The sequence below is a fragment of the Lacibacter sediminis genome (assembly GCF_014168535.1).
In the GTDB taxonomy this organism is placed as follows: domain Bacteria; phylum Bacteroidota; class Bacteroidia; order Chitinophagales; family Chitinophagaceae; genus Lacibacter; species Lacibacter sediminis.
The window spans coordinates 3944560-3960542 of the sequence record NZ_CP060007.1; the positions used below are offsets into that span (position 1 = coordinate 3944560).

Genomic DNA, 15983 nt, shown 5'->3' on the forward strand with positions numbered 1-15983 from the left:
GGGTTTAACGATAAACAGTCTCATTGGTTTGATTGCTTGTTGAAGAGCCCGAATCTTTCGCCGGGAGTGTTGCAACCACTTCCGGTTTTTTTTATGGCTCTTGCTACGATATTCGTTTTACATTGTTCTGTTTTTTATGGCATAACAATTATTTTTTTGCCTTCAATGATAAATCGCACTTCGCCTGTTTGCTGCAGCATTGAAAGCACCTGCGACAGCTTTACATTACGGGAAATGCCACCAATAAAATGCGTGCTGATGTTGCCTTGGTAACTTATCTCCACATCGTACCAACGGGACAGTTGTCTCATCACCGATTTAATATCACTGTTCTCAAACTGAAAATTTCCATCCTTCCAAGCTACCGTTTCTTCCAGATTTGCATCATTAACGATCTTCATGTTACCCGATGGTTTCAGTTGTGCCTGTTGGCCGGGTTGTAAAAATTTGCTTTCACTTGCTGCAGTTACTTTTACTCTTCCTTCCAGCAAGGTGGTGCGTACAGTTTCTTCATCGGTATAACTGTTGATGTTGAAATGTGTACCGAGCACTTCTACTTCCATTTGATTCAATTGTACTTTGAATGGCCGTAATGCGTCTTTGGCAATTTCAAAATAAGCTTCACCGGTTATTTCCACACGGCGTTCTTTACCGCTGAACACAACAGGATACTTTAAGGATGAAGCTGCATTGAGCCATACTTTGCTTCCATCGGGTAAAGTAATTTTATACTGTCCTCCACGGGGTGTTTGTAATAAATTATATGCAATTTCTTCGGTTGCATTATCCTGGCTGTTGTACAACAGTTGTCCATCTTCTTTCTTGATGATCTCTGTTGTTCCCTGCTGTGCAAGCATACCATTGCCGGCACTATCGAGAACAATAGAACTTCCATCGGCCAGGGTTAATACAGCCCTGTCGCCACCGGGTAAATGATCTTGATGAAGTTGTGGTTGTGTATTTTTTGCAACGGTTGTATTCTTCTCTTTTTGATTCGTTAAAAGAAACACAGAAGAAAGAATCAGTAAAAGAATTGCTGCGGCAGCTACCCAACGGAAACGTGCAAAACGACCGATGACAGGTTGTTCGTCTGTTTCAAAAGTTGCTGAAAGTTTTTGTTTCGCTTCCTGTATTTTCTGATCCCAGTCGGCAGCAGCAATCAATGGTGCATCTGTTTTTACAGACAGCCAAAGCTGCTTCAGTTCTTCATTCAATTGTGTTTCATCAGGTTGTTCGTTCAATAACCGCCACAGCTCTGCATACTCAGCAGAGGTTAACCGGTTATCCAGGTATTTATGTATAAGATCGGAGAGATTCTCCTTGTTATCAGTCATATTGTAAAATAAAATGTGCTAAATAAATGACGACCGGAAAGATGACATGTACCAATGCGCTCTCAATTTTTTTGAAAATAAACAACAGTTACTAAAGCGATGACAACACCTGCAGTGCTTTTGTTCTGTATTCATCTGTTGTTGGATACCTGTTATTTTTCTGCTTTTCGTCTTTCAGGTAAGTATTCATGGCCTTATAAAAGTTGTTGTGCAGCACATACTGGCGTGTTTTGGCACCGGATTCGTTAATCAACGACATTTGTTTCGATACCCCATTCTCGTATTCATTGTTATACATCTGCCAGTGTAAGGCAAACGGAAGATTCAGTTCAAATGCAATCTTCATAATTTCCTTTGTTTCATCGTACTGCTTTTGAAACGTTTCGGGCTTTGAAGCATTGGCCTGATAGCCGTATTCGCCAATAAATACTCTTCTGCTGAAAGGCAATCCGCTTTTTGGTTTCAGTTTCGATTCGAGGTAGGTGAAAATCGCTTGCAAATCTGTTTTTTTCTGTACAGCAGTTTTATCCTTGATCGCTTCATAACTGGAGTAAGAAATAAGATCGATATCAACATTCGGTATCACACTTTCAGCCACACAAGGTTCACCATTCATTCCTTTCAACACCAGGTTTGCTTCGATGTAATGATACAGCGACACATTTTTTGCTGTTGACGCCAGCTTTGCATCATCAATTGCTTTTTGTCTTATCTGAAACCACTTGCTCATGTTTGCAAGCAATTCCGGCGCAGGGGTAACGGTTCTGTCGTAACTGGGAATTAACAGCCAATCGCCTTCCCAGTTGCCAATTAAAAATGTTTTACCTGAGTTATCGTATGTTGTAAGCAAATGAGAAACGAAATTGTACATTTCATCATACAATACTTTTTCTTCGGCAGCGGTGAGGGCCTTCTTCCAATCCACATTGGTTAAGGTATGCACCCATAAAAAGATGTATTTAAAATCCATATTGCACACCGTTTTATAGGGCAGGTTATTTGTAAACAGTGCTAACGTGGTGGTACTCTTTGTAACCTCATTGATCCCATAAATATCCGGGGAATTTTTACCCAAGGTAATTTTCAGGATATTCGACCCCATCTCCCGCACTTTCTTTGCCTGCTCCACCAGTTTGTTTTCTGAAGTAAACTGGTAACTGCCCGATATGGCGTGTGTACCCAGCACAAAATTGTACGGCTCCAGTTGCTGAAGCGTATTGGTTGGTACTTCGGTGGGGGTATCGTTCACAACGCCTTTTTTGCCACAGGAAAATAAAAAGACGATCAGAACCGATAACAGCAGGAGTGGTATTCTTTTCTTCATGTTAATTTGGTATGTGCCAGATAACTGACGAAGGAAAAGAAAGCATGTACCAATGCTGCCCCTACTTTTTTTCAAAATAAATGGCAAGCAGCAGAACCAGTGCGTTGTTTTTTTCCAGGTATTCCCGGATAAACTGCAGGGATGCAGCCAAGTGATTGCGCACCGTATTGGACGATAAATTGAGAGTTGCGGCTATTTCAGCATAGCTCAGATCTTCGTAATGTCGGAGCTCAAACACTTTTTTCCGTTGGGGAGATAATTGATTGATTGCTTCCTTTATTAAGGCATCTGTGTTTTTCAACAGTAACCGGCTATCGGCATTATCGTCGGCGGGAGCTTCAGCCATTGCTTCCCATAAGGCCTGCTGCAGGGCCAGGCTGCGTTTGGCCGCCCGGAAAAAATCAATGGCTTTATTATGAGCTACCTTGTATAAAAAAGCTTCGAAGTTTTGTATTCCGGTGATCGCTTCCCTTCCATGCCAGAGTTTTAAAAAAACATCGAGTACTATTTCCTCTGCTACTTCTTTTGATTTGGTTACTCTGTATAAATATGCAAATAACTGATTCCGGTACTTCCCGAAAAGCAGGTTAAAAAAATGCTCATCACCCTCCCTGATTTTTAAAAGGCAGTATTCGTCTTCATATAATGGCTTGGCTTTATCGTTCATGAGCAATCATCGGAGTTCCCTTAAAATCAAAAATAAAAGGAAAATAGTGAAATAAACTAAAGACTATAATGACATAAATTTCTACCCGAATTAATTTTCATTATGTAACAACGATAACACAGTTCTAGTTCAAAATTTGTTCAAAAGATGGGCGCTGGTATTCGTCAGGTTCTATGCGGATAAAAAATTTTGAAAAGTTGCCTTTTTTGTTCAGGAATAATTTATCAATTCATATGAAATAAGAAACTACTATTAATAAGTTTTCCGAACGGTTACTTAGAATATCCTGTTTTGTCCGTAATCAGTACTAATTCATTTATTATAGCTGTATTTTCATTACCCAATCTGCATATCAGGCTATATTAATTTTAAGCATTATGTAAGTTTGTTTTTACAAGAGAGTTCCAACTTTGTAAACCATGTACACTCAACTTGCCCTGGGTATTGCCTGCTTAAATTTTCTAACAGTTCGTCAACTCACTTTTTATCAAAGTGTTTCAGCAAATTTCCTGCATGATGCCCAATGGCATAAACAGGCGAAAAATTGTAATTTTCTTATTTATAACCAAGACCATTTATATTGTTGAATATATGGAAACAGAAATCAATCTTCAAATCGTTCTTACACAACCGCCACCGAATGTATTGTTTGGATTGCAGAAAGGATCGGGTAATATTTATGAAACGGTGCAAAAGCAGAAGTCAGCTTCGCAAGACCTGTTATTTACATTTTCTATAAAGATCAAAGGCGATAAAGGAGAAGATGTGTCTCCAAAATTTTCCGGTCCGTTTGTGCAGGGCCCTGCAGGTGGAAAATTCGTTTATATTGATATTGGAACCTACGCAGGGCAAACGGATACGCATTGGTCAAGAAGGCTAAAAGTTCCATTAACAGGCATTACGTGGGAACTGATCGACCAATTAATTGCCGACCCAGCACTGATGCTACAAGCAAAGGTTCCCGGAACGGGCAAAGATGGCGGGCCTAATTGTGCAACCGTAAAACCATTTGAAGGCTGGCAGATCAAAAGGTGAATGGTCAATGGTGAATAGTGAATGGCCCTCTGAATCAGCAACGCCCTACTTCTTCATACAATTGCGCAGGTTTCAACTCGCTTTTTTCTTATCCAAAGCCACTAAGGCAACCCCGGCAACAAGTGCAATAATGCCTGCATAGGTTGGCCAGGCAATTGTTTTCTTTTCTTTTGCATTGATTTCGATTGGGCCGATGTCGACTACCTTTTTCTCCTGCGTAAAACTGAACCCTTTCAGTACCAGCATTAAAATGCCGGCTGCGATCAGAATAATTCCAAAAATTTTCATGTGTTCTTTTTTATTTGATTTTGGCCACATAGTATACTCACTAAAAATTATCATCCCGGTCGGTTTAAAATTGGGACGCTAATTTTTAATGACTATTTCATTACAGCTATTTTACTTATTAAGCCAATTATGATGCCACAAAGAGAAATTCAAGTTGCCGGCATAGATAAATGCCAAAGAAATTGTTGATACCATTAGTTTTGTTTTAGCTAAACTAAAACGCATGATCAGTTATTCCACTTCAACTACAAAACAAGAACTTGAAGGAATATTAAAACTTCAGCAATTAAACTTAGCACAAGGATTAATGCCAGATGAAATACAAAGCCAGGGTTTTGTAACGGTGAAACATACGTATGATGTGCTGAAGAAAATGAATGACCTGGAGAAACATGTCATTGCAAAAGATGATGAAAAGGTTATTGGCTATGTATTGGCTATGACCAAAGAATCAAGATTTGATATTTCTGTTTTGATCCCGATGTTTGATGTGTTTGATCAGATCATTTACAAAGAGAAGATCATTTCTGATCTTAAGTATATTATTGTTGGCCAGGTTTGCGTTGATAAAGCCTATCGTGGGCAAGGAATTTTCGATAACTGCTATGCTGCTTACAAAGAATTTTACAGCAGCAAGTATGATCTTGTGCTCACTGAAATCGCAAGCAGTAATACACGTTCGCTACAAGCACATAAGAGAATCGGTTTCCGGGAAATACATTCATACATAGATCCTGCTCACACCGAATGGATCGTTGTAGTTTGGGACTGGAGAAATGATCAATAACAATAGCACCTATACGTTTAAAAAGAAATAATCATGCGGAAAATAATTGTAAACGTTGCTGTAACACTTGATGGTTTTATTGAAGGACCAAACGGAGAAATTGACTGGATCAACAATGATGCCGCTGCTGAAATGGGAGAAGGCACTCCTTTCGATCAATTTCTTGCGGGTGTTGATGCTGTTTTTTATGGCAGGATAAGTTATGATCTGTGGGGACAGTTTCAACCGGGCAATAATGCATCTGCAGCAGAAAAAAGTCTTTGGCAAAGTGTACACAGCAAAACGAAATATGTTTTTTCAAACAACAAGAAAGAAGATGGAAAAGCAATATTCATCAACTCACCAATAACTGAGCGTGTAAAAGAAATTAAACAGGAGCCGGGGAAGAATATCTGGCTGTATGGCGGCGGCAGTCTGATTACCAGTTTTATGAATGAAGATCTTGTTGATGCTTACCAGCTTGCAGTTTATCCTGTTATTTTAGGTGAAGGAAAGCCTCTTTTTTCGAATATCAACAAGCACAGCAACCTTATCCTAAAAGAAATCAACAGTTCAAAATCGGGCGTGGTTTTTATGAACTATGAACGGGTTTAATTTTCCCTAACCACAATCATCTGCTCCGTCATTGTTTTTAAGTTGAACAGGAGTTAGCTTGCTGACTCTCATCAGTAAAATCAGTTGCTGTCTGTTGTAAAATAGGAACAATGAAAAAGTTAACAGGCAAAACAGCACTGATCACCGGGGCAGGTTCAGGAATGGGCAAAGCCATTGCCCTTTTATTTGCATTTGAAGATTGCAAAGTAGTAGCGACAGACATTAACTCCGAACGTTTACAATTACTTCACCAGGAAATTACCGGCCAAGGTGGCGATGTTACAACGCTGCTATGCAATATGGCGTTGGAAGAAGATATCGAACGCATGGTCAATACTGCTGTTACAACTTATGGAACGTTAGACATCTTAGTGAATAATGCCGGCATCATGGATCATTTTGCACCTGTTGCTGAACTTGAAAACAGCATGTGGGAGAAAGTGATGAACATCAATGTTACCGGCCCAATGAAAGCCATGCGTAGTGCAGTAAAAATTTTTCTTGCAAAAGGCAGTGGCTGTATCATCAATATTGCATCTATTGGCGGGTTACAAGGTGCAAGAGCGGGAGCTGCTTACACAGCCAGCAAACATGCATTGATCGGCCTTACAAAAAACACAGGTTACCTGTATGCAAAAGCAGGGATTCGATGCAATGCCATTGCTCCGGGCGCCATCAATACAAATATTGGCGATACAATTGACATGCGTAAGATCACGCCCCTGATCAATGACCGTATCATGAGTGGCATGGTCCTGAATGCCAAAACCGGCGAACCAATTGATATTGCAAACGCCGCCTTATTCCTGGCAACTGACGATGCCGGTTTTATTAACGGTGCTGTGATTACCGTTGATGGCGGATGGACCGCTTATTAGACTATGACGTCGTTTAAAGCGTAACTTTTGTCACGCATGAAGCAGTTATGATCAATAACTTTGTATTCAAATTATACTATGGCAACGATCAAACTCACCGCACAGGATTTTAAAGAAAAGGTCTTTAACTACGAAACTGAAAAAGAATGGAAATACAGCGGTACTGTTCCTGCCATCATTGATTTTTATGCCGATTGGTGTGGTCCTTGTAAAATGGTGGCACCTGTGTTGGAAGAATTAGCTATGGAATACGAAGGAAAGATCGTCATCTATAAAGTTGATACAGAAGCAGAGATGGAACTTGCAGCAGTATTCGGTATACAGAGTATCCCAACATTTTTATTTATTCCTGTTGATGCAGATCCCATGATGCAACCGGGTGCATTTCCAAAGAAAGTATTCAAAGAAATTATTGAAGATCATTTGTTGAAACAGAAAGAGCCTGAGGCTTAACAGCGAATGGGCAACAGGCAATCAGCAATTGACAAATTCAATTTTTAAATTGTGCTTATTGAATAAGTGGCAGCTCTACAAAAAAAGTGCTGCCTTTTTGTTGCTCAGTAACAAACCATATTTCACCTTTCATCTGTTCTACAATACTCTTACACATCGCAAGTCCTAATCCTGTGCCGGATGTTTTGGTGGTGAAGTTGGGATAGAATATTTTATCCTGTAAGTCAGGTCGTATACCTTGGCCATTATCAGTAACAGCAACCAATACTTTTTCTTCTTTCACTTCTACCTGCAACTTTACAAGTGCCGTTTCATCGGCAGGTGCGGCTTCAATTGCATTACGTGTGAGATTGGTGAATAAACGGTTGAGCTGTGTTTTATCGGCCATTACAAAAGCTGCTTCAGCCGTTGTGCTGAAAGCAATGTGTGCATCTTCGTGCATGTTGAACAGATCAACCACCGACTGTACCGATTCAACAAGATTTACTTTTTCCAAACGTGGATTGCCAATGTTTGCAAAGTTTGAAAAGTCGGATGCGATGTTTGATAAATAATCGATCTGCTCCACCAAAGTTTTTGCAACACTTTGCGAAATATTTTTTGCATCAGCGGAGTTTGAATCAACTGCTTTCTGCAAATACTGGATACTTAATTTCATTGGCGTAAGCGGATTCTTGATCTCATGCGCCACCTGTCTAGCCATTTCACGCCACGCACCTTCACGTTCGCTACGTGCAAGTAAGTTGGCACTCTCTTCCAACTGTTTCACCATCCCGTTATACTCCTGCACGAGTTCACCAATTTCATCATTACGATTCCACACAATGGCTTCGTTTGTTTTACCAAGTTTTATCTCCTTCATCTTTTCACTGATAATGGCGAACGAATTAGTGATACGGCTTGTTACAAAAAATGCAACCAACCCTGCAATAAGGAAAATAAATGCATTAAGGTTGATGAGTGTTACGAGGAAGTTTGATATCTCCTGCTTCAATTCATTCTGTGATGTGAAGTATGGAATGTTGAGATAAGCATAGGTTTGTCCATCTGAATCACGAACAGGCACATAAATACTCATGTATGAACGGCTGCCTACTTTTTCGTCTTCAATTGTTTGCACAAGATATTCCTGCGATAATTTGTAATAAGCCAACGGATCTGTTTTACGGCTTAACAATCCTTTATTGTAATAATAAGGTTGTGATGATAAACGCAGGTTGCCTGCAGGATCATAAATATTTACATCCACCCCATGTATCTCTGAAATGCGGTTGATTTTTCCCTGCAGCTCAGCCGAGGCAGCATCGTCATAAGCTTTCAACACATCATCAAATACAGCATGATTGTTCAAGGCAACTTCCACTTCGGTGCGCATGATCCCGATCGTTCTCGACAATCGTTCTTTATTTATCCGGCTATGCCTGTTAATAAAGAAGAAGATGGTTGATGCACCAATAACGAGGAATGAAAAAATACTGATACCAATGATGGTTGTGTGAACCTGTGTGCGGAACGTAAGCTGCAGATGTTCTTTCCACTTTTCAGGTTTAATACCCAACTGCAATATATATTGCACAAGCCTGAAGATCGCAAGCATGATCAGGAACACACAGAACAGGTAAGCAAACAAGGTAATTCCTTCGAGCAATCTGTTTTGTGGTCTCACCACAATTACTGTCAGGTCTTTTGAAATAGTGTACCACAATTCCGAATAACCATTTCTTTTTTTCTGTTCAATCAATAAACGGGCCTTCTTTGTGTCGTTCAGATGTATAGGAAAAGGATAATCATTTACACTGCTGATGAGTTCCTTATTCTTGTAGATCGCATACGCATGGGATGGCATGTCATCCGGAAGAAGATTGAATGTTCTTGAAAAAAGTTCAGGATAAAATTTTTCATCAGCATAACGCTTCGGACGTGAAATAATGAATACATAACCGATCACCTGGTTCGTTTCCCTGTCAGTTACTTCCCTTCGGGCGATATAATAGAACTTATCAAACGACTCCTCGTAATACTGCCAGTCACGCACACTCGTTGGTTTACTTTGAAGTTTATAAACAGTGTTGAGTGTATTGAATGAAATTGAATCGATATTAAATAATGGTTGGGGTTCTTCTGCTCCTGTAAACGTATAGATCTCGGTTTCAAATTTATTAAGATAACCGCTGAAATTTTCGCTGATAAGACTGTCTTTTAAAAACTGGTTGCCGCTTGAAGTTGTAAAACGATGAAATTCATTGTCAAGAAATTCAGGTCTGAAATTACGCAGTGCAATGTTTAACAGGTTTTCTGCAGAAGGATCAGTTTGAAGGCTTAGTTTCTCAGCCATACTTGTAGCTTTCTGCAATTCTTTACGATCGTTTTCTGCAATGAGTAATGTTGTTAATGATACAGAAAAGAAAAACAGCCAGAAGATCACCCGGCCATTTGAAGGCAGGAATCTCAATTGCAAACCCTCCCTGTTCAGCAGGGTCATTAACAACAACAACCATCCAAGCAAAATAAGATGATAGACAACTGCAGCAGAACTTACAGTAAGTGTCAGATAAACAAGACCTGTAATGGTTAAGGCCAGCATCTGGATCTGGAGCCTGCCTTCGCTGTAACGTTTGAGAAATCCAAACAACCAATCGGCTAATAAAAAATAGTTCAATGCAAGCGAGCCAAGTAAGATAAACCCGGCGAAACTGAAAACTGTAAGTTCAAAGAAATTAGTAACGTCGAACGATATCTGTGAATCAGCAACCATACTCCGGATAATATTTCCAAACAGAATGGTTAATGCGAAGAGCAATACCGCTGTAACAGCCAGTCCTGCTTTGTTATTGATCTTTAACGGCAGCAACATTGCTGATCGTCCATACCTACGTATGAACAACAGTACCCACAACAATAAAAATGAATTGATAAAGAGATCACCTAATGACCGGAGAATATTATTGGAGCCATACACTGCAGGATCGAACAGACTGAACTGCCGCAGATTCAACGGCACCGGAAAATAATAACTCAACGTTCGAATGATGATAATTGCGCCAATAAGAAAAGATAATCCAACAAGAAATGAATATTTATTTGCAAGAGCCGCAGCAGTTTTGTGCAGAAACATTAAGAAACAAAAAACAGAAAGCAATCTTAAAATAACTGTTGTTTTGTTTAGCGGTTGCGGAAAGTTAGTCTGCTCTTTTAACCAGAACAAACCTGTGCCATCGGTACTTTTTACCTGCAATTCTGTTTGCTGCACATCACTGAGCGAATAGTATTTTTCAATCCCTTCGAGATAAGTAAAACTGTTGCTGAGATAGCTGGCAGGAACAAAATAATTCCACTTTACGGGAATGAGTGCCATGGCATAACAAAGCGAACCATCACTGAGTTTCACCGTTTCTTTATAAACAGTATAATAGCCATTGATCAGTTGCTCAAACCAGATACCGTTTGCACGTTGCCACAACTCAATGTTTGGCAAAATAGTTTGCGTATTCCAGAAACGTGTTTGAAATCCATCAGCACCATCAGAAGCAATAAAGATGAAGTAATCCTTAGCAATCAAGTTCGTTACTTCTTTCTTTTCAGCACGACCTTTTTTCAGATCAAGTAATAAAGCTGTATCGGCAAGAATTTTTGTAAAATCGTCTTCCCTTTTATTAATAGCTTTCTGTAATGTTTTTTTCACCTGCACAGGTGCAGAGGTGTAAGACCAGTAATATTGAAAAAGATAAGAGAACGTAAGTAACCAACCGCCTAAAATAAGCAGGTAGCCATTTTTGAAAACGAAGTTGCGGATGGTTGAAATGTGGCTCAAGATATTATTGTTCTTCCCTGTTTTTCTGTTTGATGCGGTTCCAGATGCCGTCCATCTCTTCCAAACTCAAATGTGTCAACTGTTTTCCTTCACTGATCGCTTCCTGCTCCATCTGGGTAAACCGCTGTATGAACTTCTGATTTGTACGTTCCAGCGCATGGTCAGCATCAATCTGCAAAAACCGTGCATAATTCACCAATGAAAAAAATACATCGCCCAGCTCCTCTTCAATTTTATCCTGCTCGGCTGTTTGCACCACTTCTTTTAATTCATTGATCTCCTCTTCAATTTTTTCAAACACCTGTTCTTTGTTTTCCCATTCAAAGCCAACCTGCTTAGCTTTTTCCTGAATACGGATAGCTTTTACCATCGAAGGCAATCCTTTGGGCACGCCACTCAACACAGACGTTTTTCCTTCTTTCATCTTCAGTTTTTCCCAGTTGCGTTTCACATCTTTTTCATCATCCACTTTTACATCGCCGTAAATATGCGGATGCCGTGCAATCAGTTTTTCACAAACTCCATTGATCATGTCCGGTATGGTGAATTGATTTTGCTCAGCTCCAATTTTAGAGTAAAAGACAATGTGCAACATCAGATCGCCTAACTCCTCTTTGATATCTTTCCAGTTCTCTTCTGAAATTGCATCGGTGAGTTCATAGGTCTCTTCAATAGTAAGTTGCCGAAGCGTATGTATGGTTTGCTTCCTGTCCCACGGGCATTGTTCCCGCAATTCATCCATGATCTTTACCAAACGCAGGAAACTATCGGCTGTTGCTGTTTGCATAGTTTAAATATTAAACGCTGAGAAAATTAAAAATCCAACAAAAAGAAAAGTAACAACAATGAAAAAGATGAAGTTAAGCAGAAAGTATTTGATGATAGTTTTAGCCCTGCGTTGCAGGTAGTAATTACGCATGGCTTTATACAGGTAAATAAACAAATAAAAAGCCAATGCTATCTGTATCCAAATGAAAATACTCCAGCCAGACATGTCACCCAATTTGTTTGCAGCAAAATAGATCAGCATCAACAGGAAACAGAAGATGTAATAATAAATACTGAAGATGGCATGGTTCACAAAATTAAATTGTTTGCGTTGCCGGATATATAACAACGAAAGAATGAGTGCAAACAGGGGAAGTGATACAAAGAAGATGGTGGGCAACTTATGCAGAAATACATCAGTAAGCCGTGCAAAAGCGAGCCCGGGAGTTTTGCCATATTTCTCATTAATGTGTGCTACTTTCCTGCTGACTAATGATGAAAACCAACCATCCCGTTCATTTTCCGGTAAACTTTTCTGAATGGAGTCATATGTTTCAACCGACTTAAACTTGTCGCCAAAATCAAACAAGGATAATGGCTTTTTCTTTTTCACCGAATCACCCACATTTAATGAATCTTTCTTTTGTGCTGATGCTCTGATGAGTGAATCGATCAGCTTGTCGTTGAGCTTATCCATCCTGTTGATGTTACCAACTTCATTTTTCCCCACGCTTATTTTACCTGAAACAAAGTTCACATCAAAGTCTACATCACTATCTCTGAAACGATCTTCCAGTTTGGCATAACTGAGAGCAACTGCACTATCATCGATCTTAAACAAGGAAAAGAAAATGATAAAAAAGAAAGCCGATGTAAACACATACATCCTCACCGGGTTCATGTAACTCATACGGCGGCCACGTGCATACTCGGCCGGTAAAAAACCCGGTCTGAATAAAAGATAGCGGATTGCTTTGTTGAATTTTCCTTCAAAATGGGTGATATCGTTAAAAAAATGAACAACCAGGTGCCAGGCTGTTTCCCTTGGCTCAACATTCTCCTGTCCGCACACATGGCAATACCGGCCAAAGACCCTTGCATTACAGTTTAAGCAGTTTTTTTCCTTCCGTTCATCGCTGTGCGACATAGCCTTAGTTTTGGCTAAAATAAAAAGATTCACCCATACGTTTCTTATTTCAGGAATATCTTTGCCACACATGATGCACAAACTAATATCCGCCTTCGTTTTACTTGCCCTGTTACCTTTTGCCGGCCAAAGCCAGTACTACCAGAAAGACATCCTCAGTACACGCCAAACCATGGAGCAGATCAAACAATACAAAGCCAACAAAGTGCGTAAAGTGGTGTTGCAGTCGTTTGAAGGAACCGGCGAACCTGTTGAACAGTTTATCTGCTTTCAGGAAATAAGTCCATCGTTCAATATCATGAAGACATTCAGTCAAACGATGGCGACCATGCAATCGGTATTGGTAACACAGTTTAATGCAAAGGGACAATTGATTCGCAGTGCCGATAGTTCCAATACAACATTGAATGTATCAAGTTATACTTATGATGCGGAAGGACGATTAGCAGTTGTTGAAAATTTATCGCAGGCATACGCCTACAAAACAAAAGAAATAGTTCGTCATCAATACACATACGATTCAACAGGATTACCTGTTTCGATGTTGCGCATTAAAAACGGAACAGATACTGCGTTTATTCAATTTAAAGCTGATGAAAAAGGTAATGTGGGTGAAGAGATCATCACAGCAAAAGGAAAACCAACGCAAACCTGGTATTACTATTATGATGTGCAAAACCGCTTAACAGATATTGTACGCTTTAATGATCGTGCACGCCGTTTGTTACCTGACTATGTGTATGAATACAATGAACAGTCTTTGCTTTCGCAAATGATCTCCGTACAAAGTGGAGGCAGCGATTATGTTACCTGGCGCTACCAATATAATCCCCAAGGATTAAAGACAAAAGAAAGTTGTTTCAGTAAGCAGAAGCAGTTGATGGGATATGTGACGTATAGGTATGAGTGATGAATAAACAGTGATGAGTATAATACAAATAAAAAAAGCGACGAAGAACGTCGCTTTTTTTGTGCCCCGGAACGGAGTTGAACCGTTACGACCGTTGCGGGTCACAGGATTTTAAGTCCTGCGTGTCTACCAATTCCACCACCGGGGCTCCAATAGGGTGAAAAAAAATCCCGCATGAGAGCGGGACTGTGAGCGGAAGACCGGGCTCGAACCGGCCACCCCGACCTTGGCAAGGTCGTGCTCTACCAAATGAGCTACTTCCGCTTGTAAAAGAACGATTGGGTGCAAATGTAAGGGACGTTCAATTAATTGACAAAAAACTCAGCAAAAATTTTCAGCTTTCGCCTGAAGAAAAACGATCTCACGACCCGGATATGAACTGAAATCCAATGTAAAGAGCAATCTTTATCAATTTTCACTCTTACCGGCGGGTTTCACCGCTGCATTAAAAATTGTCTGCATATCTATAATGAGAACTTTTGCAGTAGTATCAGTTGATGAAAATACAGGTGATTCAGTTGATGAAGAAACGTCAAACAGCACTTGCTTGGCCTTCTCCCTGCTTTTTGTTTTTTCAAGCACAAGTTGTTTCAGCAATGGTTTGGGAGTCCAGTCTTTTTCGGTTGAAGGGTATCCAAATTCATCGGTATAATAATTTACGCCGAATGCCGGCTTAAATAAATTCACCGGTGGTCGCACAAAAAATATCGCCTCTGTTCCTTCCTCATAATTATTCATGAAATAAGAACGCAAAGCGGCATATTCTTTTTCCAATGGTTTCGAAAAATTGATGTGGTAATTATAGACTGCAACAGCACAAAAAACAAGACCAGCTAGTCCTGCTACAGCATTTCTCATCCTGCTGGATGTCAAAAACATAAGTACAAAATCACAAACCATTACGAATACCAGGAAATTGAGTGCAAACATTGTTCTGTACGAAGCAAAGCTTTCAACTGATATCATCAACGGCAGGTAAGCAAGGATAAGCAATGCAAAACAAATAAGTATATGACCGGTGATCTTCCCCACATTTTTTTTCCCGATCTGCACAAACAAACTGATCACCCAAAAAAGTATAACCAATGGATAAAATATCTGCGACAAAACACTTCTTGCATTGTACAGAAAATTAAAACTAAATGCCTGCGCCAACGGATAGGAGAAAAAGAAACTCAGTTTCCCTAAAGGATCAATATTAATTGTTGCCCTTGTACTTGGCGGAACATTGTACACTTTAAGTGAATACTTGAACAGGAAATAATACACAACATAACATGTAAGATAGAAGCCCACACCGATGACGATCGTTCTGTCAATTTTAGCAGTTTTGTTTTTTATAAAATACAGGAAGAAGGGCAAAAGGAAAAAACCAAAGGCTGTTTGGTAAGTAAACAACGAACACATGGCGAAGAACAGGCTTACAACCAGTGTAAGTGTAGAAACTTTTAAATAAGTCTCGTTGCTGTGTACTTTTTTAAACAGGAAATAGCCCGATAAAAAAGCAGCCAGTGTGGCCAAAAATATTTCGGCACAGGATGCCCATCCAACATAAATGGCAGCAGATAAACTGCAAGGAATAAACACGACGGACAGTGCCCATACTTTGCCATCGATTTTAAGATCATCAAACAGCTTTCTGGATAACACTCCATACAACAGGATAAACATGATCATGGTAGCAAATGAAAATATCCGCAACCATTTTATATCGCCAATCGAATCCATATTGCCAAAGGCACCATCAATTAACCAACCGGTAATGAGTCGGCCCTGGTTCAGAAACATGATAAAATTCGAACCGTCATTATTGTACCAAAGCTGATGTGCTTCATCAGTAAATGCGTACTCAGCAAAAAATACCGGGTAATAGATCAGGAAGCTGGCGAGGATGGCGATACCAATTATTGTAGACAGGTGTTTTGAAGTCTGCATGCAATTAAATCAGGGTTTCAGGTTAATTTCTCGGAACAAAAAAGCCCTCCTT

At 39.8% G+C, this 15983-nt stretch carries 14 protein-coding genes and 2 tRNA genes; 6 read left to right on the forward strand and 10 right to left on the reverse strand.

Annotated elements, in window-relative coordinates:
* Nucleotides 1–134: 134 nt before the first annotated feature.
* The 3 genes from H4075_RS16710 to H4075_RS16720 all read right to left on the reverse strand — a co-directional run bounded on the left by H4075_RS16710 (nt 135) and on the right by H4075_RS16720 (nt 3325).
* The gene (locus H4075_RS16710) at nt 135–1334 is read right to left on the reverse strand and encodes a FecR family protein (protein WP_182801969.1); all 1200 of its coding nucleotides are present in this window, start codon (nt 1332–1334) and stop codon (nt 135–137) included.
* A gap of 91 nt (nt 1335–1425) precedes the next feature.
* Nucleotides 1426–2658 carry a hypothetical protein gene (locus H4075_RS16715; RefSeq protein ID WP_182801970.1) on the reverse strand — a complete coding sequence of 411 codons (1233 nt, stop codon included), beginning with the start codon at nt 2656–2658 and terminating at the stop codon, nt 1426–1428.
* A gap of 61 nt (nt 2659–2719) precedes the next feature.
* The gene (locus H4075_RS16720) at nt 2720–3325 is read right to left on the reverse strand and encodes an RNA polymerase sigma factor (RefSeq protein WP_182801971.1); all 606 of its coding nucleotides are present in this window, start codon (nt 3323–3325) and stop codon (nt 2720–2722) included.
* 591 nt (nt 3326–3916) lie between these two features.
* Here H4075_RS16720 and H4075_RS16725 point away from each other — a divergent pair.
* Nucleotides 3917–4360, forward strand: a complete 444-nt coding sequence (locus H4075_RS16725; RefSeq protein ID WP_182801972.1) for a DUF5990 family protein — start codon at nt 3917–3919, stop codon at nt 4358–4360.
* A 72-nt stretch (nt 4361–4432) separates the two neighbouring features.
* Here the strand turns inward: H4075_RS16725 and H4075_RS16730 are convergent, their stop codons facing one another.
* Nucleotides 4433–4648, reverse strand: a complete 216-nt coding sequence (locus tag H4075_RS16730; RefSeq protein WP_182801973.1) for a hypothetical protein — start codon at nt 4646–4648, stop codon at nt 4433–4435.
* 223 nt (nt 4649–4871) lie between these two features.
* Between H4075_RS16730 and H4075_RS16735 the strand changes: the two genes are divergently transcribed.
* The 4 genes from H4075_RS16735 to trxA all read left to right on the forward strand — a co-directional run bounded on the left by H4075_RS16735 (nt 4872) and on the right by trxA (nt 7360).
* The gene (locus H4075_RS16735; protein WP_182801974.1) at nt 4872–5435 is read left to right on the forward strand and encodes a GNAT family N-acetyltransferase; all 564 of its coding nucleotides are present in this window, start codon (nt 4872–4874) and stop codon (nt 5433–5435) included.
* 33 nt (nt 5436–5468) lie between these two features.
* Nucleotides 5469–6029 (forward strand): dihydrofolate reductase family protein, encoded by a 561-nt coding sequence (locus tag H4075_RS16740; RefSeq protein ID WP_182801975.1) that lies wholly within the window; start codon nt 5469–5471, stop codon nt 6027–6029.
* Between the two features lie 110 nt (nt 6030–6139).
* Nucleotides 6140–6907: a glucose 1-dehydrogenase gene (locus H4075_RS16745; RefSeq protein WP_182801976.1), complete on the forward strand. Its 768-nt coding sequence runs from the start codon at nt 6140–6142 to the stop codon at nt 6905–6907.
* 78 nt (nt 6908–6985) lie between these two features.
* Nucleotides 6986–7360 (forward strand): thioredoxin, encoded by a 375-nt coding sequence (gene trxA, locus H4075_RS16750; RefSeq protein ID WP_182801977.1) that lies wholly within the window; start codon nt 6986–6988, stop codon nt 7358–7360.
* Between the two features lie 55 nt (nt 7361–7415).
* On the opposite strand, the gene H4075_RS16755 is transcribed toward trxA, so the two are convergent.
* Genes H4075_RS16755 through H4075_RS16765 form a run of 3 tightly spaced genes read right to left on the reverse strand, consistent with a single transcriptional unit; the run spans nt 7416 to nt 13086 of the window.
* Nucleotides 7416–11171: a sensor histidine kinase gene (locus H4075_RS16755; protein ID WP_182801978.1), complete on the reverse strand. Its 3756-nt coding sequence runs from the start codon at nt 11169–11171 to the stop codon at nt 7416–7418.
* A 4-nt stretch (nt 11172–11175) separates the two neighbouring features.
* Nucleotides 11176–11958 (reverse strand): nucleoside triphosphate pyrophosphohydrolase, encoded by a 783-nt coding sequence (gene mazG / locus H4075_RS16760; protein ID WP_182801979.1) that lies wholly within the window; start codon nt 11956–11958, stop codon nt 11176–11178.
* A 3-nt stretch (nt 11959–11961) separates the two neighbouring features.
* Nucleotides 11962–13086: a DUF3667 domain-containing protein gene (locus H4075_RS16765; protein ID WP_182801980.1), complete on the reverse strand. Its 1125-nt coding sequence runs from the start codon at nt 13084–13086 to the stop codon at nt 11962–11964.
* 70 nt (nt 13087–13156) lie between these two features.
* On the opposite strand from H4075_RS16765, the gene H4075_RS16770 reads away from it, so the two are divergent.
* The gene (locus H4075_RS16770; protein ID WP_182801981.1) at nt 13157–13996 is read left to right on the forward strand and encodes an RHS repeat domain-containing protein; all 840 of its coding nucleotides are present in this window, start codon (nt 13157–13159) and stop codon (nt 13994–13996) included.
* Nucleotides 13997–14058: 62 nt separating this feature from the next.
* Here H4075_RS16770 and H4075_RS16775 read toward each other — a convergent pair.
* The 3 genes from H4075_RS16775 to H4075_RS16785 all read right to left on the reverse strand — a co-directional run bounded on the left by H4075_RS16775 (nt 14059) and on the right by H4075_RS16785 (nt 15931).
* Nucleotides 14059–14144, reverse strand: a tRNA-Leu gene (locus H4075_RS16775).
* Between the two features lie 43 nt (nt 14145–14187).
* Nucleotides 14188–14260 (reverse strand) — tRNA-Gly (locus tag H4075_RS16780).
* A 144-nt stretch (nt 14261–14404) separates the two neighbouring features.
* Nucleotides 14405–15931 (reverse strand): glucosyltransferase domain-containing protein, encoded by a 1527-nt coding sequence (locus tag H4075_RS16785; protein ID WP_182801982.1) that lies wholly within the window; start codon nt 15929–15931, stop codon nt 14405–14407.
* Nucleotides 15932–15983: the final 52 nt, after the last annotated feature.

Coding starts and splice junctions, on each gene's coding strand:
- H4075_RS16710 (WP_182801969.1), bottom strand. CDS start 1,334: ATGACTGATAACAAGGAGAATCTCTCCGATCTTATACATAAATACCTG.
- H4075_RS16715 (WP_182801970.1), bottom strand. CDS start 2,658: ATGAAGAAAAGAATACCACTCCTGCTGTTATCGGTTCTGATCGTCTTT.
- H4075_RS16720 (WP_182801971.1), bottom strand. CDS start 3,325: ATGAACGATAAAGCCAAGCCATTATATGAAGACGAATACTGCCTTTTA.
- H4075_RS16725 (WP_182801972.1), top strand. CDS start 3,917: ATGGAAACAGAAATCAATCTTCAAATCGTTCTTACACAACCGCCACCG.
- H4075_RS16730 (WP_182801973.1), bottom strand. CDS start 4,648: ATGAAAATTTTTGGAATTATTCTGATCGCAGCCGGCATTTTAATGCTG.
- H4075_RS16735 (WP_182801974.1), top strand. CDS start 4,872: ATGATCAGTTATTCCACTTCAACTACAAAACAAGAACTTGAAGGAATA.
- H4075_RS16740 (WP_182801975.1), top strand. CDS start 5,469: ATGCGGAAAATAATTGTAAACGTTGCTGTAACACTTGATGGTTTTATT.
- H4075_RS16745 (WP_182801976.1), top strand. CDS start 6,140: ATGAAAAAGTTAACAGGCAAAACAGCACTGATCACCGGGGCAGGTTCA.
- trxA (WP_182801977.1), top strand. CDS start 6,986: ATGGCAACGATCAAACTCACCGCACAGGATTTTAAAGAAAAGGTCTTT.
- mazG (WP_182801979.1), bottom strand. CDS start 11,958: ATGCAAACAGCAACAGCCGATAGTTTCCTGCGTTTGGTAAAGATCATG.
- H4075_RS16765 (WP_182801980.1), bottom strand. CDS start 13,086: ATGTCGCACAGCGATGAACGGAAGGAAAAAAACTGCTTAAACTGTAAT.
- H4075_RS16770 (WP_182801981.1), top strand. CDS start 13,157: ATGATGCACAAACTAATATCCGCCTTCGTTTTACTTGCCCTGTTACCT.
- H4075_RS16785 (WP_182801982.1), bottom strand. CDS start 15,931: ATGCAGACTTCAAAACACCTGTCTACAATAATTGGTATCGCCATCCTC.